At 31.5% G+C, this 18,878-nt stretch carries 26 protein-coding genes; 5 read left to right on the top strand and 21 right to left on the bottom strand.

Going from position 1 to position 18,878, the window contains the following annotated elements; translation table 11 throughout:
- Window positions 1–9 precede the first annotated feature (9 nt).
- From ACESR5_RS06775 to rpsO, 4 genes are all read right to left on the bottom strand, one after another.
- Window positions 10–615 (bottom strand): nucleoside triphosphate pyrophosphatase, encoded by a 606-nt coding sequence (locus tag ACESR5_RS06775; RefSeq protein ID WP_373154801.1) that lies wholly within the window; start codon window positions 613–615, stop codon window positions 10–12.
- Window positions 551–2,683, bottom strand: a complete 2,133-nt coding sequence (gene pnp / locus ACESR5_RS06780; protein ID WP_087296617.1) for a polyribonucleotide nucleotidyltransferase — start codon at window positions 2,681–2,683, stop codon at window positions 551–553. Before pnp ends, ACESR5_RS06775 begins: the two co-directional genes overlap by 65 nt.
- 126 nt (window positions 2,684–2,809) lie before the next feature.
- Entirely contained in the window at window positions 2,810–3,181 is a 372-nt protein-coding gene (locus tag ACESR5_RS06785; protein WP_373154804.1) for a hypothetical protein, read from the bottom strand.
- Between the two features lie 162 nt (window positions 3,182–3,343).
- Window positions 3,344–3,610 carry a 30S ribosomal protein S15 gene (gene rpsO, locus ACESR5_RS06790; RefSeq protein ID WP_087245886.1) on the bottom strand — a complete coding sequence of 89 codons (267 nt, stop codon included), beginning with the start codon at window positions 3,608–3,610 and terminating at the stop codon, window positions 3,344–3,346.
- Window positions 3,611–3,779: 169 nt separating this feature from the next.
- Here rpsO and ACESR5_RS06795 point away from each other — a divergent pair, with 169 nt between their 5' ends.
- Window positions 3,780–4,631, top strand: a complete 852-nt coding sequence (locus tag ACESR5_RS06795; protein ID WP_373154806.1) for an NAD(P)-dependent oxidoreductase — start codon at window positions 3,780–3,782, stop codon at window positions 4,629–4,631.
- Here ACESR5_RS06795 and ACESR5_RS06800 read toward each other — a convergent pair.
- Genes ACESR5_RS06800 through ACESR5_RS06855 form a run of 12 tightly spaced genes read right to left on the bottom strand, consistent with a single transcriptional unit; the run spans window position 4,626 to window position 12,741 of the window.
- Window positions 4,626–5,480, bottom strand: a complete 855-nt coding sequence (locus tag ACESR5_RS06800; protein WP_373154808.1) for a DMT family transporter — start codon at window positions 5,478–5,480, stop codon at window positions 4,626–4,628. The genes ACESR5_RS06795 and ACESR5_RS06800 overlap by 6 nt on opposite strands.
- Window positions 5,481–5,525: 45 nt before the next feature.
- Window positions 5,526–6,446, bottom strand: a complete 921-nt coding sequence (locus tag ACESR5_RS06805; RefSeq protein ID WP_087296621.1) for a dihydroorotate dehydrogenase — start codon at window positions 6,444–6,446, stop codon at window positions 5,526–5,528.
- Entirely contained in the window at window positions 6,439–7,197 is a 759-nt protein-coding gene (locus ACESR5_RS06810; RefSeq protein ID WP_087245894.1) for a dihydroorotate dehydrogenase electron transfer subunit, read from the bottom strand. The genes ACESR5_RS06805 and ACESR5_RS06810 overlap by 8 nt, the downstream gene beginning before the upstream one ends.
- Window positions 7,198–8,475 carry a dihydroorotase gene (locus tag ACESR5_RS06815; protein WP_373154811.1) on the bottom strand — a complete coding sequence of 426 codons (1,278 nt, stop codon included), beginning with the start codon at window positions 8,473–8,475 and terminating at the stop codon, window positions 7,198–7,200.
- The gene (locus ACESR5_RS06820) at window positions 8,468–9,340 is read right to left on the bottom strand and encodes an aspartate carbamoyltransferase catalytic subunit (RefSeq protein ID WP_087245898.1); all 873 of its coding nucleotides are present in this window, start codon (window positions 9,338–9,340) and stop codon (window positions 8,468–8,470) included. Before ACESR5_RS06820 ends, ACESR5_RS06815 begins: the two co-directional genes overlap by 8 nt.
- A 19-nt stretch (window positions 9,341–9,359) precedes the next feature.
- Window positions 9,360–9,833 carry a pantetheine-phosphate adenylyltransferase gene (coaD, locus tag ACESR5_RS06825; protein WP_191340904.1) on the bottom strand — a complete coding sequence of 158 codons (474 nt, stop codon included), beginning with the start codon at window positions 9,831–9,833 and terminating at the stop codon, window positions 9,360–9,362.
- Entirely contained in the window at window positions 9,830–10,390 is a 561-nt protein-coding gene (gene rsmD / locus ACESR5_RS06830) for a 16S rRNA (guanine(966)-N(2))-methyltransferase RsmD (protein WP_087245902.1), read from the bottom strand. The genes coaD and rsmD overlap by 4 nt, the downstream gene beginning before the upstream one ends.
- A 10-nt stretch (window positions 10,391–10,400) precedes the next feature.
- Window positions 10,401–10,748, bottom strand: a complete 348-nt coding sequence (locus ACESR5_RS06835; protein ID WP_373154814.1) for a YlbF family regulator — start codon at window positions 10,746–10,748, stop codon at window positions 10,401–10,403.
- Window positions 10,749–10,757: 9 nt separating this feature from the next.
- Window positions 10,758–10,940 (bottom strand): YlbE-like family protein, encoded by a 183-nt coding sequence (locus tag ACESR5_RS06840; protein WP_087245906.1) that lies wholly within the window; start codon window positions 10,938–10,940, stop codon window positions 10,758–10,760.
- Window positions 10,933–11,241, bottom strand: a complete 309-nt coding sequence (gene ylbD, locus ACESR5_RS06845; RefSeq protein WP_191340905.1) for a spore coat protein YlbD — start codon at window positions 11,239–11,241, stop codon at window positions 10,933–10,935. The genes ACESR5_RS06840 and ylbD overlap by 8 nt, the downstream gene beginning before the upstream one ends.
- Window positions 11,242–11,269: 28 nt before the next feature.
- Complete coding sequence (locus ACESR5_RS06850) at window positions 11,270–12,484, bottom strand: FtsW/RodA/SpoVE family cell cycle protein (RefSeq protein ID WP_087245908.1); 1,215 nt, start codon at window positions 12,482–12,484, stop codon at window positions 11,270–11,272.
- Window positions 12,481–12,741, bottom strand: coding sequence for a UPF0223 family protein (locus ACESR5_RS06855; RefSeq protein WP_087245910.1), 261 nt, complete (start codon window positions 12,739–12,741; stop codon window positions 12,481–12,483). Before ACESR5_RS06855 ends, ACESR5_RS06850 begins: the two co-directional genes overlap by 4 nt.
- Before the next feature lie 123 nt (window positions 12,742–12,864).
- On the opposite strand from ACESR5_RS06855, the gene ACESR5_RS06860 reads away from it, so the two are divergent.
- Window positions 12,865–13,077, top strand: coding sequence for a hypothetical protein (locus ACESR5_RS06860; protein ID WP_087245912.1), 213 nt, complete (start codon window positions 12,865–12,867; stop codon window positions 13,075–13,077).
- Window positions 13,078–13,150: 73 nt separating this feature from the next.
- The gene (def, locus tag ACESR5_RS06865; protein WP_087245914.1) at window positions 13,151–13,720 is read left to right on the top strand and encodes a peptide deformylase; all 570 of its coding nucleotides are present in this window, start codon (window positions 13,151–13,153) and stop codon (window positions 13,718–13,720) included.
- Between the two features lie 41 nt (window positions 13,721–13,761).
- Here the strand turns inward: def and ACESR5_RS06870 are convergent, their stop codons facing one another.
- Together ACESR5_RS06870 and ACESR5_RS06875 are read right to left on the bottom strand one after the other, a co-directional pair.
- Complete coding sequence (locus ACESR5_RS06870; protein ID WP_087296624.1) at window positions 13,762–15,036, bottom strand: O-acetylhomoserine aminocarboxypropyltransferase/cysteine synthase family protein; 1,275 nt, start codon at window positions 15,034–15,036, stop codon at window positions 13,762–13,764.
- A gap of 71 nt (window positions 15,037–15,107) precedes the next feature.
- Window positions 15,108–15,533 carry a hypothetical protein gene (locus ACESR5_RS06875; RefSeq protein ID WP_087296625.1) on the bottom strand — a complete coding sequence of 142 codons (426 nt, stop codon included), beginning with the start codon at window positions 15,531–15,533 and terminating at the stop codon, window positions 15,108–15,110.
- Window positions 15,534–15,645: 112 nt separating this feature from the next.
- Between ACESR5_RS06875 and ACESR5_RS06880 the strand changes: the two genes are divergently transcribed.
- Window positions 15,646–16,071 carry a spore coat protein CotJB gene (locus ACESR5_RS06880; protein ID WP_224759449.1) on the top strand — a complete coding sequence of 142 codons (426 nt, stop codon included), beginning with the start codon at window positions 15,646–15,648 and terminating at the stop codon, window positions 16,069–16,071.
- Window positions 16,072–16,083: 12 nt separating this feature from the next.
- Entirely contained in the window at window positions 16,084–16,665 is a 582-nt protein-coding gene (locus tag ACESR5_RS06885; protein WP_087245736.1) for a manganese catalase family protein, read from the top strand.
- A gap of 21 nt (window positions 16,666–16,686) precedes the next feature.
- Here the strand turns inward: ACESR5_RS06885 and ACESR5_RS06890 are convergent, their stop codons facing one another.
- Genes ACESR5_RS06890 through ACESR5_RS06900 form a run of 3 tightly spaced genes read right to left on the bottom strand, consistent with a single transcriptional unit; the run spans window position 16,687 to window position 18,797 of the window.
- Complete coding sequence (locus ACESR5_RS06890) at window positions 16,687–17,163, bottom strand: hypothetical protein (protein ID WP_373154818.1); 477 nt, start codon at window positions 17,161–17,163, stop codon at window positions 16,687–16,689.
- Window positions 17,164–17,176: 13 nt separating this feature from the next.
- Entirely contained in the window at window positions 17,177–17,800 is a 624-nt protein-coding gene (locus tag ACESR5_RS06895) for a rhomboid family intramembrane serine protease (protein WP_373154820.1), read from the bottom strand.
- Window position 17,801: 1 nt separating this feature from the next.
- Window positions 17,802–18,797, bottom strand: a complete 996-nt coding sequence (locus ACESR5_RS06900; RefSeq protein WP_087245740.1) for a DNA-processing protein DprA — start codon at window positions 18,795–18,797, stop codon at window positions 17,802–17,804.
- Window positions 18,798–18,878: the final 81 nt, after the last annotated feature.

The raw sequence follows: 18,878 nt of genomic DNA on the forward strand, positions 1-18,878 counted from the left end.
AAGATGTTTTCATTGTTTTAAACATTCTTTAACTTTTGTTATAGGTAAGCCAATGACATTATCACGATCACCAACAATATAATCAACAAATACACTAGCTTTCCCCTGAATACCATAAGCTCCTGCTTTTCCCATCCATTCATTGGAATCTAAATAATCATCAATCATCGCAGTTATATCTTTAAAAAAGACTTGTGTTTTTTCACAAAATGTTTTTAAATCATTTCCCATATATATGGCAACTCCTGTATAAACATCATGACGATGATGAGATAGACGCATCAATATTTCATAAGCTTCCTGACGATCATGTGGTTTACCAATGACACAATGATCAAAATAAACCACTGTGTCTGCCGCAATAACAATATCGTGAGGATATTTTTGATGAATAGGATATGCTTTACGCATTGCTAAATCACATAAACGTTTTTCAATAGGTAATGAATCATCTAATGTTTCATCAATAAAAGAAGCATCAACTTTAAAGTCAATGCCTTCTCTTTCAAGCAATTCTTTTCTCCTAGGAGAAGTGCTTGCTAAAATAATTTTACTCATGGTCTTTCTTTTCTTCTTTATGTATTGGTTTAGGAAGCAACGCTTTACGAGAAACATTGACACCCTTATCAGTAATCTTAGTTACTTTGACTTTAATGATATCACCTATTTTTAAAACATCAGAAGCTTTATTGATACGTTCATGAGCAATATCTCCAACATGTAAGAAACCATTTGTTCCTTCAAATAATTCTACAAAAGCAAATTTATCTTCAACACGTACAACTTTTCCATCATAAATTTCCCCAACTTCTGCTCTTCTTACAATATTTTCAATAAGTTTTGCAGCAGTTTCAATAGCTTCCTGATCATAATGATAAATTGTTACACGACCATCTTGTTCGATATCAATTTTAACATCATTAGATTTTTCAATAATTTCATTAATTGTTTTACCACCAGTTCCAATAACATCTTTAATTTGATCTGGTTCAATTTTCATCATATAGACTTTTGGTGCATATGGACTCAAATGATCTCTTGGTTCACTAATAGCATTCATCATACATTCCATAATCTGCTGACGTCCTACTTTCGCTTGCGCTAAGGCTTCTTGTAAGATTTCTTTTGTGATTCCATCAATCTTGATATCCATCTGTAAAGCACAGATACCATTTTTTGTTCCAGCGACTTTAAAATCCATATCTCCTAAATGATCTTCCATTCCCTGAATATCTGTTAAGATTGTATAATCATCGCCTTTTTTCACAAGTCCCATTGCAACACCACTAACCGGATTACTAATTGGAACACCAGCAGCCATTAATGCCATAGATGATGCACAAATAGAAGCTTGTGATGAAGAACCATTAGATTCTAAAACTTCAGAAACAACACGAATTGTATATGGGAATTCTTCTTCGCTTGGAATAACCTGAGCTAAGGCTCTTTCACCTAAAGCACCGTGTCCAATTTCACGACGACCAGGCGCACCCATTCTACCTGTTTCACCAACAGAATATGGTGGGAAATTATAGTGATGCATAAAACGTTTTTGATCTTCTAAACCTAAACCATCAATTTTTTGATGTTCTCCTAAAGCACCTAATGTACATACAGAAAGCACTTGTGTTTCACCACGTGTAAACAAAGCAGAACCATGTACTCTAGGAAGTAAATCAACTTGTGCATCCAATGGACGAACTTCATCAATTTTACGTCCATCAGGTCGAATCTTATCTTCTGTGATTAATCTTCTTACTTCATCTTTTTCTAAATCATGTAAAACGATTTTAACCTGTTTAATAACAGCTTCCTGTTCTTTTGAATCAGCATATTCTCTAGCTTCAAATAAAGCAACAACTTCATCATTGATTTCATCAATAGCTCCATATCTTTCTAATTTACCAGGAATAGAAACTGCCTGAATCATTCTCTCTTTAGCTAAAGATTCTACTTCTTTTACAATATTTTCATCTAATTCAAACAAAGGAATTTCAATTTTTTCCTTACCATATAAAGCCACAATTTCTTCTTCAAAAGCAATTAACTGCTTAATAGCCTCATGACCAAATAATAATGCATTTAACATTGTTTCTTCATCAACTTCTTTAGCATCAGCTTCAACCATGTTAATAGCTTCTTTAGTCCCAGCAACTTCTAGATTAATTAAACTTCTTTCCATCTCTTCAGGACCAGCATTGATTGTAAACTGTCCATCAATCAAACCAACATTCACACCTGCAATTGGTCCATTGAATGGAATATCAGATAAACATAAAGCTAGTGATGCTCCAAGCATCGCTGCCATTTCTGGTGACGCATTCTGATCCACTGATAAAACAGTATTCACAACTTGAACTTCATTTCTAAATCCATCAGCAAATAATGGACGAATAGGACGATCAATCATACGTGCCGTTAATGTTCCATGTTCACTAGGACGCCCTTCTCTCTTTAAAAATCCTCCTGGGATTTTCCCAACTGAATATAATTTTTCTTCATATGTTACTGTTAATGGAAAAAAGTCTACGTCTTTAGGCTCTTTTCCAGCCACTGCAGTAGATAAAATCACTGTATCATCATATCTTACTAAAACGGAACCATTAGCCTGCTTAGCAAGTTCACCTGTTTCAACAGTTATTGTTTTCCCATAAAACTCTAAACTCATTACATGTTTTGACATATTATATTTTTCACCTCATTCATTATCTTTGTCATTATAGCATATTTTACAGTAATAACAAATCATTTCTTTATCATATTTTACACAGATATCCATAAAAAAAAGATGACCGAAGTCATCTTTTCACTATTTATGCTTTGATAATTCCTTATCCTTCATTTCTTTAACCATTTTCGTCAGACGTTCTTTTTCACTTTGAAGTTGTCCATACATTTCTTGTGTTTCCATCTTCTGATGAGATGGAATATGTTTATTTGTATTTTCATGAAATGTCTTTTCATAAGATTCCTCAGCTTTTTCATGAATACAATGACGTAAAGCTTCTAAAGTTTTATGTTTTTGTTCTTCTTTTTCTTTCATTTCCTGAATTTCTTTTTTTAATTCAGTCTGATTGAAAATAACTTCATTTTCTTCATCCTGACTATTTCTTTTTTCCTGATCTTTAAATACCTTTTGATAAGCGTCTTTTGCTTCTTGAATAATATCTTCCTTACTCATATTGTCGTCCTCCTTCATTTGACGAACTTATTATAAAATGATTGATTTCAAAAAAACATAGACGCTCAACATTTGATTACATGATTAACAAAATTTATGATTGAAAATGATATTTCTGTTATTTTTATTTACAAAAAGAAAAGATATTCATTTCGAATATCCTTATCTTCTTAATCCTAATTTGTCAACTAATGCTGTGTATCTATCAAGATCTTTATTTTTTAAATATTTTAATAAATCTCTTCTTCTACCGATTTTCTTTAAAAGACCTCTGTTTGAATGATAATCTTTTTTATGAACTTTAAAGTGTTCATTTAATTTGTTGATATCAGCAGTTAATACAGCGATTTGTACTTCTGGAGAACCTGTATCTCCTTCTTTAGTTGCGTATTCTTTCATAATAGCAGTTTTTTCTTCTTTAGTTAACATTATTTATTCCTCCTTTTATTTGACTTAGCTATGTCCAAGAAATAGGTCGAGGACTCTTATATCCTAGATATAGCCGCATTTGTAATTATAAAGAAAGCATAGGAAAAGTCAAGTTATTTATTGATTTTCATGAAAAGAATTTATAAAATATTTCAAAGGAGGATATTTCATGAATAAAATAGCATTTATTGGTGTTGGCGTTATGGGTAAACCTATGGTTCAACATCTTACTAGCGCTGGATATGATGTAACAATCTATACACGTACTAAAAGCAAGGTACAAGATTTAATAGATCTTGGTATTACCTGGAAAGACAGTGTTTATGAATGTATACAAAATCAAGACATAATTATGACAATGGTAGGCTACCCTCATGATGTTAAAGATATTTATTATGGTCCAAAAGGAATCATAAACAATGCAAAGCCAGGAGCTATTCTTATAGATTTGACAACATCATCGCCAAAACTTGCAAAAGCAATTTATAACGATGCCAAAGCACATCAGTTAGAAAGTTTAGATGCTCCCGTATCTGGAGGAGATTTAGGAGCCAAAAATGCAACACTCTCTATTATGGTTGGTGGAGACTATACAACTTTTCAAAAAGTTCAAAAAATATTAGATATCCTAGGTACAAGTCTATATGTAGGAACAAGCGGTATGGGACAACATACCAAAATGGCTAATCAGATAGTGATTGCTGGAACCATTGCAGGTGTCAGTGAAGCCATTCACTATGCCAAAGAACATCAATTAGATATGGATATATTGATGCAATGTATCACCAAAGGTGCCGCTGCCAGCTGGCAGTTAGAACATAATGGACAAGCGATGATTGATGAACAGTTTCAGCCAGGGTTTTATATCAAGCATTTTATCAAAGATTTAAAAATTGCTAAAGAGGAAATGGATCATCAAGAACTTCCTGTCTTAAATACTGTCTTACAAATGTATCAAAGTCTTCAAGAAGACAATCTAGGAACACAGGCTCTCATACAGTATTACGAAGAAAACTCATGAAGTTTTCTTTTTTTGTATCATAATCAAAGAAAGCATTAATAATAAAAAACTGATAAAATGCATCAAATCAAAACTTTCATTTAAAAATATTAAGGATTCTATATAAGTAAACACAGGATTTAAACTTAAAAAGAAACTTGTTTGAACAGCACCGATTTGTTGAATAGCTTTCATATAAGTGATTTGTATAAAAGCAAACCCTAGACCAGAAATAACCAAAAATAAAATCCAGTCCCATATATTTAACGAACTTAACTGATAAAATCTCAATTGTCCATCTAACAAACAATGTCCAAGTAAAAAAAGAGAGCCAAATAATAATTCAAAAAAAGTAAAACTTATACTATGAGAAATATTCCATTTTTGAATAAGAATATTACCAGAAATATAGAGAATCATACCAAGCAGAAGATAAAAGAATCCAATCTGTATTGAAAAAATCTGAAAATGAATAGATAGTAAAAAAGCAAACAATGATAAAAACATAGCTATCCATTCTTTAAATGTATAATGATTTCTTAAAAAAAGAAATGATAATAAGAAAGTTACTGTTGGAGATAAAGCATTCATAAATGCATTATCTACCCCTTTTACTTGATTCATACCCAAGAAAGTAAAATAGAAGTTTAAATATATAGATAGAAGTGCAATAATGATTAATTTCTTCTTATTTGGACAATGTAAAGGAATATGAGTAAAACAAATATATAAACCTAAAAATAAAAAAGATAATAAGACTCTTAAAAATGCTAAAAATAAAAAAGGAAGCTGATTCAGCAATAATTTCATAACAATAACATTACTTCCCCAAAAAAAGCTTGCTAAAAAAAGTTGAAAATAAATGGACATACTATTCACCATTTCTAGTATGTCCATTTTCATATATTTCAATCATTATTTATATTGATGTGATTTTCCAATAATCTCATGAATATCTTCAATACCCATGTCATCCAAAATATCATTCATTTCCTGAATGATTTTAGGACAAGCATAAGGATCAACAAGGTTTTGACAACCTACAGCCACTGCACTAGCTCCTGCTATCATCATTTCAATAGCATCCTTACCAGTGGCAATCCCACCCATTCCAATAACAGGAATAGACACTGCCTGAGTCACTTGATAAACCATACGTAAAGCTACTGGAAAAATAGCTGGTCCACTATATCCACCTGTTTTATTTGCAATAATTGGTCTTCCTGTTTTGATATCAAAACGCATTCCTATCATTGTATTAATCATTGTAATTCCATCTGCTCCAGCTGCTTCAACTGCTTTTGCCATAGCAACTATATCAGTGACATTTGGAGAAAGTTTTACATAAACAGGTTTTTGACTCACTGCTTTTACAGCCTTTGTCACTGCGGCAGCCATGTCCGGATGAGTTCCAAATTGAATTCCTCCCGCATGTACGTTAGGACAAGAAATATTAAGTTCTAATGCCCCTACCATATCATGTTTAGATAGACGTTTAGCAGTTTCAACATAATCATCAATAGCACTACCCCCAATATTAGCAATAACTTTATCATTGTATAATGGACGTAATTTTTCTAATTCTTCATGTATCACTGCATCCACCCCTGGATTTTGTAAACCAATAGCATTTAACATTCCACTTGGTCCCTCTGCGATTCTTGGTAAAGGATTTCCATAACGTGGTTCTAAAGTTGTTCCCTTTAACATCATCGAACCTAAACAGTTGATATCATAAAATTTTGTAAACTCATACCCAAAACCAAATGTTCCACTTGCTGGAATAACTGGATTTTTCATATTTAATCCAGGTAATTCAACTCTTAAATTAGCCATTGACAATCACCTCACTTGACATTAACACTGGTCCTTCAACACAAATACGTTTATATGGTTTTGTCTTGACTTTACATGAACATCCCATACAAGCACCAAAACCACATCCCATACGCGCTTCAAATGAAAGATAACCATTTTCAGGATATGTTAAAACCAAAGCATCAAGCATTTTTTCAGGACCACAAGCATAATATTTATCAAATTCAATATGATTTTCTTTTAAAGCATCAATAACAGTCCCTTTAACACCAACACTTCCATCCATAGTTGCTATATATGTAGGACAAATGTCCATAAATTCCTTTTGATAGAAAATATCATTTTGACTATTAAATCCAAGTACAGCCTGAACTTCAACACCATGATTTTTTAAAGTTTTTGCTAAATTATACATCGGTGGCACACCTAATCCCCCACCAATCACAACTGCCTTTTGAGCCTGAAAATCTAAAAAGCCATTTCCAAGTCCTGTTAAACAGTCTAAAGTATCACCAATATTTTTCTGTGAAAGAATCTGTGTTCCTTCTCCAACAACTTTAAAAATAATAGTGATATGATTTTCATCATAATCACAAATACTCATAGGTCTTCTTAAATAAGGCTGTAATGAGTCATTAATTTTGACATTAATAAATTGTCCTGGTGTTTGAATGAACTTTGCAGCTTCACCTTCTAAAACCATTTCATATACATCTTTGACAAGTTCTTTTTTAGAAACAATTGTCATTATTCCCTGATAGTTTTCCATTTATTTTTCCTCCAAATTTATAAATTCACCATTCATAATATTAGCAAAAATACGACCATAACATGTTGTTCCTAAAAATGGTGTGTTGGCTGATTTTGATTTCAAGTCCTTTTCTTCAATCGTAAAAGATTGATCAAGGTCAAAAATACATAAATTAGCTAAAGAACCAGTTTGAACTTGACAGTCAAAATGTAAAACTTGAGCTGGTCCAACTGTTAAAGCATCTAGAATTGTTTCTAAAGAAACCAGATTTTTCTTAACTAAATAAGTATATAATAATGGAAATGCATGTTGTAAACCTATAATACCAAACGGTGCATTTTGAATAGATGTATTCTTTTCATCTCTAGCGTGTGGCGCATGATCAGTAGCAATAACTGTGATTGTACGATCATTGAGTCCTTGAATAAGTGCCTGATGATCTTCTTGACTTCTAAGTGGTGGATTCATCTTAAAATTAGGATGACAATCTTGAATATTGTCTTCTGTTAAAATTAAATGATGTGGTGAAGCTTCACCTGATACAGATAAACCTTCTTTTTGAGCTTCATTTAATAAAGCTACAGTTTCTTTTGTAGAAATATGACAAACATGATAACGATTGTGATATTGCCTAACTATCTCTAAATCTCTTGCTACCTGCTTATACTCTGAAGCACTATTAATACCTATTAAATGATGTTCTTTAGCATAACGTCCTTCATGTATACAACCACCATGCAGTTCACTTTCATCTTCACAATGAGCAACAATAATAGAATCTAAATTACTTGCCAACTGCATAGCCAATTCCATCATCTCATCACTTTGAACACCTTTACCATCATCAGAAAAACCTACGACTATTTCTTCATCAATAAGACGTGCCATATCTACTAATTTCTGACCTTGAAGATTTTGAGTGATTGCACTATATGTATAGATGTTAACACAACCATCTTGTTCAACCCTATGTTTGAAATCTAAAACTGTTTCAATATCATCCATACATGGATTTGTGTTCGCCATAGCTACAATTGTACCATATCCACCATACAATGCACTTAAACTTCCTGTATGAATTGTTTCTTTATGTTCAAATCCTGGTTCTCTTAAATGTGTATGTATATCTATAAAATTATGTGAAACCAACTTACCTTGTAAATCAATGACAGGCATATCACCGTTTTCGATATTTGAAGATATCTCTTCAATATAACCATCTTTGACTAAAATATCTGTTTTTTGAAAAATACCCTGATTATATAAATAAGCGTTTTTTAATAAGTAATTATTCATTTTCTAATACCTTATGAAGCATTGCCATTCTTACAAAAACACCATTTTGCATTTGTGTAAAAATACGACTCTTCTCACTTTCTACCAATTCGTCCTTAATTTCTACATCACGATTAATAGGAGCAGGATGCATAATAATAGCTGTTTCCTTTAAACGTTGATATCTTTCTAAAGATAATCCATAAATCTGATGATATTTTTCTTTAGAAAAATTTTCATCTCCAACATGACGTTCATGTTGAACTCTTAAAAGCATAACAATGTCCATGTCTTCAATAACATCATCAAAATCAACATAGTTGTAGCCTTCCTGTTTATATTCCAATGGTCCAGAAGTATATACATTCATACCAAGTCTTTGCATAACATGATAATTAGAATGAGCGACACGTGAATGTAAAATATCACCCACAATAACAACATTTAATCCTTCAAAATGTCCAAATTCTTCTTTAATAGTCATTAAATCAAGTAAAGATTGTGAAGGATGATTTCCTTTACCATCACCAGCATTTAAAATAGGAACATTAAGCTTTTCTAGCTGTTTAAAATAATCTTCTTCAGGATGACGAATAACTAAAGCATCACAACCGATACTTTCAAATAATTTACAAGTATCATACAAAGTTTCACCTTTCTTTAAACTTGAATTACTAGCCTCAAAATTTTGAGTACGGCAGCCTAAATTACCAGCAGCCATATCAAAACTATAATGAGTTCTTGTTGATGGCTCAAAAAAAAGATTGGCAACAACTTTCTTTTGGTGATAATCAATCACTTTACCATTTTTAAAAGCAATAGCCTCATCAATAATATTTTGAATCTGTTCTAAAGACAATTCATTTAAATCAACAATTCTTTTCATAGATCCTCCCTTATTTATATTACCCAAATTTTTCATGTAATGCTTTTTCCACAATCGGTGGTACCAAGCCTGTTACACAACGATGGTGTGAAGCAATTTCTTTGACTGATGAAGAAGAAATATAAGAATGATTAGGCCTCGTCATTAAAAAAATCATATCCACACTATCATCTAAATATTGATTTGAAAAGGCCAACTGTAATTCATATTCAAAATCCATCGTTGCACGTAAACCTCGTACCAGTATGGGTGCATTCATTTTTTTAGCATAAGATACTGCTAAATCATCACTAAAATCCACACGAACATTAGTATAAGTTTTTGTCACCTCTTTTAAAAGCGCCAAACGTTCTTCAAGAGAAAACAATGTTGTTTTTTGCGGATTGACAAATATAGTGACATACAAAACATCATACATCTTACTTGCACGTTCAATAATATCCAAATGACCACATGTAACCGGATCAAATGTTCCAGCATATACTGCATTCATGATTTATTCTCCTTATATATTAATATTTGTAATGATGTAATCCCATAAATTTGTTGTTTCTTTAATATAAATGGTTCTTTAACATCAATGGCTTCTTCTTTTAAATCTTCTATAACAATAATACAATCATCATTCAACATATGATTTTCAACCAGAAAATCTAATATTTTCTGATGAACTTTCATACTATAAGGTGGATCAAGTAAAACCAAATCAAAGCAAATATTCTCCTGAGCAAACTTTAATAAAGCTTTCCAATAATCCATCTTATAAATATGAACAACATCTTCAATCTTTAATGCTTTTACATTGTCTTTCACTGTTAAAAAAGCACGATATTGTTTATCAACACTATACAATTGATCCATACCACGACTAATAGCCTCAATTCCAAGTCCACCACTACCAGCGAACAAATCTAAACATGTACCACCTTGAAAATAAGGACCTATCATATTGAATAAATTTTCTTTGTTTTTATCTGTTGTAGGTCGTGTTAATTTAGAATCAACACTTTTAAGTTGACGACTCTTTAATTTTCCTGCAATGACTCTCATGAATTATACCTCACAACTGAAAACGTTCTATTTGTAAATCATCACTTATATTCTTAAAAACAATACATGTGACTTCTTCTAACAAGTCATTCAATTGATCATAAGCCTGATAATAATTTTGAATAAAAGAATTTTGACTCATCTCATATTGAACTTGCTGTAACTCTTTTTTTAATGACTGTTGCCCAATATCTCCAGGATAGTCTTTTATTTTTAAATAATCTTCCTTCAAACTTTGATACCTCGATAATAATGCAACAGTATGATCATGATACAAATGACATTGTGCCTGATTATATTTTTCAAATTCTTCTGTTTTAAAAATAGCATCCATTAGTTCATCAATCATTTCATACATATTTTTCACCTACAATAACATATCTAACATCTGTAATAAAGTTCCTACTCTTTCAATACGGTCAGCAAAAGTCATTTTATTTTCTACTTTATATTGTCGTAAAAGTGTTGGAAACTCTTGAGGATAGCGTGATAAAATCAAATACCATTTTGGGTGCATTCTTAAATATTGACGCAACTCCTCATTAATCATCGTACCACTGCCTATTTTGAGACTTTGGTTGTTCTTTAACAACAAAAGTGCCAACAAGATCTAAGATTTTTTGCAACCCCTCAAAACTTTTTGAAAGAGCATCTAAATCAACATTTTTTAAAATATCTAACAACCCAGTCAAGTCTGTCCTATTATGTTTATAAGGTTCCCACATTTTGTCATCTTCACCATATAAAACATAAAATTCATAAAGTTGCTGCCAGGTATAACGTCCTTTTACAACTTCTTCGCGAATAGCTGGTATTGTTTTCACAAAAGCTTTAAAATCATCAATTTGCATATTCTCACCATTAATAACATATGCAATTTTATTCCATTTGTTCTTTTAAAAGATCACGGTTATATTTTGCAATGATAGATTGAGCAATTCCTAATCCCATCATAGCTGCCAAAGTTGAAGAACCCCCTGAAGAAATCAATAACAATGGAACTCCTGTCATAGGAATAAAGCCAGAAACTCCTCCAACATTCACTAATAAATGAGTAAAGAAATATAATCCTACTCCATAAAGAATTAATTTACTTTTTGTATCCTTAATTCTTAATGCATAATGAAACATCTTATATATAATAATCACATAAGGAATTAAAAACAGCATGAAACCAACCAAACCTAATTCCTCATAAATAATGGCCACAATAAAGTCATTATGTGATTCAGGTATATAGCCATACTTTTGAGTTGATGAGCCAAACCCTTTTCCAAATAAACCACCTGTCGCGAAAGCAATCAATGCATTCGTTAATTGCCAGCCATCACCTTCAATATCACCCAAAGGATTTAACCAGGTATAAATACGACCTAACTGATATGGTTTTAATATGAAAGTTGCACTTAACAATATAAGAATAAAACCAATAACCAGTAAAATCAAAGCAAGTTTTTTATATTTGGTATAGTATGGACGTGGTGTAATAAAAAACAACATCATACAGATAAACGCCATAATTAAAGAGCTTCCCATATCCTTTTGTAAAAAGACACCAACAAAAAAGGCAATAAAAATAGCTAAAATAGGTCTAAGTATACAATACCATAATTTTCTTTTTTGAAGCTCTTCCTTTTTTTGTCTTGTGATATTTCGAGGAATCTGACAATATTCTTCGATTTCTCCAAAATGGAAAGACAGAAAAAGAATCATAATAACTTTCATAAACTCAGCAGGCTGTATAGTAAATGAGCCAATACGAATCCAGGCATGTGAACCTTTTCCATCTTCAAAAAATAAACAAGCTAACATTAAAACTAAACCAATAGCATAAAAGATCCATGTTGAATTGGCATTCACCCAGCTCTTTTTAAAACAACGTGTCAAAAAAATCATTGCTGCAAAACCACCCAACACAAAAATAGCTTGTTTAATCATATTCATCGAAGCATACATAGGTCCCATCTTCGCTGATTGACCAACTGAAGCACTTCCAATCATCACAATACCATATATGGTTAAAATAACTACACAAAAATAAACTGTCTTATCAACTCCACGTCTTTTAAAAATTCTTTTCAATAAATTTATCATCGCATGTCAATCCAATCATTGTCTTTAGCTTTTTGAAAAACTTTATATATTGAATAATGTGAAACCTTTTCAAAAGCAGCATCAATTTGTTTTTGTTCACTTTTTGAATCAACAACTTTTATATATCGACGATAACATGTCATAAATTCATCTTTTGAAATACCTTCTTCATAAGCTTTTTCAACAGCATTATATAAAGACATTACATCAATAATATCTTGGGTATCCCAAAATGGACTCAACGGATAATCGTACATTTTCTTCACTTCCTATCTTTTTCATATTATACATGATATGAATTAAAAATAAAACAGGAATTGGGTAGAAACACTAGCAAATTTGTAAATAAAGAATAGTTTAAAGTGAAAGGAGGGATTTCAATGAACTCTTGTTATAATTACGGAGGATGTGGATGCAATAGCTTCATGCCAACATTTGGATTTAATCCATTTGGATGTGGTGGCTGCAACAGTTTTCCAGTCATGACAACAAGTTGTGGTGGATTTAGCTGCAATAATGGATGCACTTGGTTTGCTATTGTCTTAGTTGTCTTCTTATTGCTTATTATCTGTGGTTGCACAAAAATTTGTTAATCCAAAAAATATGCTAGATTTCTAGCATATTTTTTTTGTTTATGATACAATACATGGCGAGGTGATTAACAACATGATTTTAATGAAAGATATTATTGATGATCATCATCCTTTGATTCGTGAAATTTCTCAACCTGTAGAGATGCCTCTTAGCCAGGAAGACGAACAATTATTATTAGATATGCATGAATTTCTTGTGAATTCACAAGATGAAGAGCTTTCTGAAAAATATCAATTACGTCCTGCCGTTGGAATCGCAGCAGTACAATTAGGTATTTTAAAAAGAATGTGTGCTATTCATGTTTTGACATACGATCAGGATGGAAATATAAAAAAAGCCGATGACTATGCTCTTGTTAATCCTAAAATTGTTTCTTATACAGAAAAACAATCTTATTTAAAAGATGGTGAAGGATGTTTAAGTGTCAATGAGGAAAAAGATGGATATGTCCCTAGACATGCAAAAGTAACTGTCAAAGGATATGATGTTTTAACACATCAAGATGTCACTATTGTTGCAAGAGGATTTTTATCTATTTGTTTACAACATGAACTCGATCATTTTGACGGTGTTCTTTTCTATGATCATTTCAATAAAAACAATCCTAAGGCACCTTTGCCTAATGCTATGATTGTTGAATAAAGAAGCCCTATGGAATTTATTTCATAAGGCTTTTTTATTTATTAAATTTGATCAAATGCTTGATTTAAATCAGCAATCAGATCATCAACATTCTCTAATCCTACAGAAATACGAATTGTTCCTTGTTGCACTCCTCCAGCTAATCTTTCTTCTTCACTCATTTGAGCATGTGTTGTTGATGCAGGATGTGTGAGTAGACTTCTAGAATCAGCAAAATTTGTAACATGAGTAAAAAGTTGAATATGATTAATAACTGATTTTCCAGCTTCTAAACCACCCTTTACTCCAAAAGTAAACAATCCTCCAAAACCTTTTGGAAAATATTTCTGACATAAATCATATGATGAATGGCCTTTTAACTCAGCATAGCTTACCCATTCCACTTTTTCATGATTTTGTAAAAACTCAGCAATCTTTCTTGAATTTTCAACATGTTTATCCATACGTAAAGATAATGTTTCTAATCCAAGTAAAGTCATATACGCATTAAATGGCGACATACATCCACCTAAATCTCGCAATGTTTTCGCAACAGCTTTTGTACAAAAAGCCTCTTGTCCTAAATCTGCATAAACAATATCATGGTAAGCTTTATCAGGTGTTGTCATCAATGGGTATCTTTCATTATGCCAATCAAAACGGCCACTATCCACAATGATTCCTCCCATAACATTTCCATGTCCAGCAATATATTTTGTCGTAGAATAAACAACCAAATCAGCACCATGTTCAATAGGTCTAAATAAATAAGGCGTTGGAGTTGTATTATCTACGACAAATAATAAACCATGACGATGGCAAATTTCACTAATCGCATCAAAATCCAACATATCACCATTAGGATTACCCACTGATTCAACAAATATCATTTTTGTTTTCTCATTAATTAAGTTCTCCATAGTATCCAAATCACGTGGATTAACAAAATGAGAAGTAAATCCCATTCCCTGCATTGTTCCTGATAATGAACCAATTGTTCCACCATATAAATTATTTGCAGCAATAATTTCATCACCACTTTGACAAACAGTCATAATCAATCCCATGATAGCTGCTGTGCCAGAGGCAAAAGCTACCGCTCCTACCCCACCATCTAAAGCAGCCATTCTTTGTTGTAGAACATCAACAGTTGGATTAGATAAACGTGAATAAAAATAGCCACCTTCTTCTAAGGCAAAAATATTTTTTGCCTGATCAGCACTATCAAATGTAAAAGCATTAGATAAATAAAGTGGTACACCTGTTGCTTTTGTTACAGGATCAGGTTTTTGTCCTGCATGTATCTGCAATGTTTCAAATTGATATTTCTTTGACATTCATATTCCCCCTTTTATGAAAGATATTGTATCACAAATAAAATACAAAAAAAAGCTATTCCATAGATAGCTCAATAATAATGATTACAAATATTTACCATATCTTCAATATATACACGACCACCAGAGATGATATCATCATCTAAATGATGTTTTGTTTTAAATGACTTCTTACAAGAATATGTTTCTCTCATTAATGGTAAGTCTTGTTTTAAACATAATTGAATGATTTTTTCCATTTCTTTGCTTTTAAAACAAAATAAGTTAAATAATGCCAGATTACGAATATGTTGACGAGATAGCTGACATATAAAATTTTCTAATTCTTTATCTTTTAAACATGGATATTCTTCAAATCCAATAACCAGAAGATCAATGTCTTCCTGAAAAGAAAAATCTGTTATTGGTTTGGCATAAGTTCGTGCATATCTTGCCATGTCTTCTGCTAAAAGTTTTGCATCTTTGCAATGCGTTGTATAAACAACTTGAACTTTCATAAAACCAGCCACCTTTCTATTTTATTATAAAAACAAAATATGAACTGAAAATAAACATGTGTCCTTATCGTTTCATAAATCAAATCATATGTTATGATGGAAGGAGGTTTATATGAATATTTTTCAAGAAGATAAAAACTGTTTTTCACCATTTTATATGTCAAATCAAACAAGACAATGTCAACCTGTTCTTTTTGATCCACAGGAAGCTATTTCATTAGGTAATTTATTTAAAGATCTCTATATGTCTTATCAGGGATTTTCTAATTATTGTCTACAACCTGAAAATGCACGTCAACAAGCGTTACTAGAAGTTCAGATGTATTATTTTGTAGCACATGAAATCAATCTCTATTTAGATATGCATCCTCATGATGAAAAAATGATTCAATTATATGAACAATATATTCAAAAGGCAAAACAAAGCCAAGATGTATTTGAAAAGAGATATGGTCCTTTAGAAGTACAAAACACTCAAAATAAAATCCCATTTGAATGGATACAAGGTCCTTGGCCTTGGGAATATCAAAAAGATTAAGGAGGTTTAAAAATGTGGATTTATAGTAAGAAATTACAATATCCTATTTCCATTAAAAATAAAGATTTATCTATGGCCAAATTCATCATTACACAATTTGGTGGACCTAATGGTGAACTTGCTGCTTCAACACGTTATATTACACAACGTTATACAATGCCTGATGAAAAAGGAAAAGCTTTATTAACCGATATCGGTACTGAAGAACTTGGACATATGGAAATGGTATCAACAATGGTTTATCAATTAACACAGGGAGCAACAATGGAAGAAATTAAAGCTGCTGGTTTACAAAGTTATTATACTGAGCATGGCTGTGCTTTATTCCCTAATGATGCCAATGGTGTTCCATTTAATGCTATGGTCTTTTCATCAACTGGTGATCCTGTTGCTGATTTAGCGGAAGATTGTGCCGCTGAACAAAAAGCCAGAGCCGTTTATGAAAACTTGATGAACCAAACACGTGATCCTGATTTACTTGCCCCATTATCTTTCTTACGACAACGTGAAATTGTTCATTATGAAAGATTTAGAGAACTTTATGAAGAATATGTTCAAAAATATTATCAACCTGATTTTCCTTCAAAATGTTAAAAACCCGAAAAATTCGGGTTTTTACTTTGCTGAAGCATAAGCAATAAATAATCCAATAAGTGCAACAACTGTTGTAAACAAATCTCCTACAAACAGTGAACGAACACTTAAAGTGAAAATATCTAACAATGATATAAATTGCATACCCATACCTGCTTCATGTAAAGGAAGATAGATCATAGTCATTTCTCCCACGACATAACAGATAACAGTTAAAATCACACTTAAAATAGCCATTTGTGATGAATGAATTTGTGATATTTTAGTCACTGTTCCAGCAACAACCAAAGCACATATAATATAAAATAATGATGAAGTAATATGTAAAGAGTGAATCACAATTCCTAGTACTACACCACTCGCAATGGCAGTCAATAATCCTAAACCAATAACTTTACTCCATTGTCCAGAATTTAAAAACTGATCATTATTAGAACGAAAATATTTCTTTGCTTCTTGTCTTTCTTTATATTCATTGTATTTATCCTGAAATGACATAACTTACCTCCAATTAATGAATAACATGTTTTTGATGTTTAAACATCAATAAAATATATGTACAAATAAATCCACTCACTAAACCAGCTAAATGTCCTGATAATGAAATAGATGGAATAACAAATGAAATAACCAACATCAAAATAACATTAGGTGCTAATTGTTTGAAAATATCCATATAAATATAGTGATAATGTAAAGCTAAAGCTCCTAAAGCTCCAATCAATCCAAAAATAACACCACTAATTCCACCACTTACAACATTAGCCCCATATCCAGTCAACAGATAAAAAATATAAGGCAGTCCAGTTGTCATAAAAGCAGTGACAATAATTAAAATAAGATATTTTTTAAAATCCAGTGATTTTTCAATAAACATCCCCAAACCATAAAGAGAATAACAGTTAACAGTTAAATGAAGAAAACCAAAATGAATGAAATTAGCTGTAAAAAGACGATAATATTCATGCGTTACCACTACATATACAGGATTATAACCACCAAAAAATAGGCCCTCATAAGCTGTCATTTCTTCACCAAACAGAAAAAAACTTAAAATATAAACAATAATACATATACCAATCAGAGAAACTGTAATTGGAGCTTTCTTAAATTGCCATATCAACCTATTTAACATATTATTCATCCAAGAACTCATAGATAGACATTTGATCTACAAGAACTTCTTCCTCCTCCTTAACAACTTCATTTTTTTCAATAATCTGATCAAGTGTTAACAATGACAAAACATCATCATAACTCATTTTAATAGCTCCCATTTCCAACAAACGAATATTACCACCATAACGATTATCATCAAGAACCATTTGTTTAGTCCAATGATAATGAAAATTTTGAATCGTCGTAAACCATACTGCACCACTATTAATATGTGTAGCTGTAATAATTTGTATATCACTTAAACCACAAACGTAAATATTTCGATCTAAAGCATTTGTTACATTGAAATATGCAAATGGATCAACCGCACTCATGAGTAACATACGTCCATCTTTGATATATCGAGAATAAGTTTTCTTTTTATCAAACATATGATCACTCACAAAACAGATTGCATTTCCACCTAAATTTAAAAATGTTTTCAATGCATATGCATCTGTTCCCTTTGTTCCATTAGCAACCAATACTTTTTGCTCATCATAAACTTTTGTGACAATATTTTTTGTATAAGTATTTAACCTCTTTTCAAGTTCCTGTGGTCCTACAACAGATACCATATGATTTTGAGTCAAAGACATATCACCAACATAATATAAATACAAAGGTGCTCGTTTTTTTAGAGTTGTCGTTAAAACAGTAGGATAATTATCTTCGTATTTTGTAGTAATGGAAATGCCCTCATTTTCAAGATTAGACAAAGCAAATAACAATTCATTAATTGTTGATAATCTTGCAATCATCTTATAAGCAATATATTCTTCAATACCTAAAATATCTATCAATGTATCTTTATTCATACCAAATAATTTAGATGGCGTTTTTTTAGTAGAACTTTTCAATTTACGTTCTACATTATACCATTCATCTTGAGAAAGAGCGGCTGTATTATCAACAACCAAATCTCCACAAAATAAAAGAACAGCCAAGCTATCTAAATTTAACTGTATTTTCATAAAACCACCTGCACTTTGCCATTATTATATCATAGTTGGATAAATCCGTCGATAAAAAAAGGTATGATAATGCATCATACC

This window comes from Clostridium sp. AUH-JLR23, assembly GCF_964238065.1.
Classification (GTDB): domain Bacteria; phylum Bacillota_I; class Bacilli_A; order Erysipelotrichales; family Coprobacillaceae; genus Allocoprobacillus; species Allocoprobacillus merdigallinarum.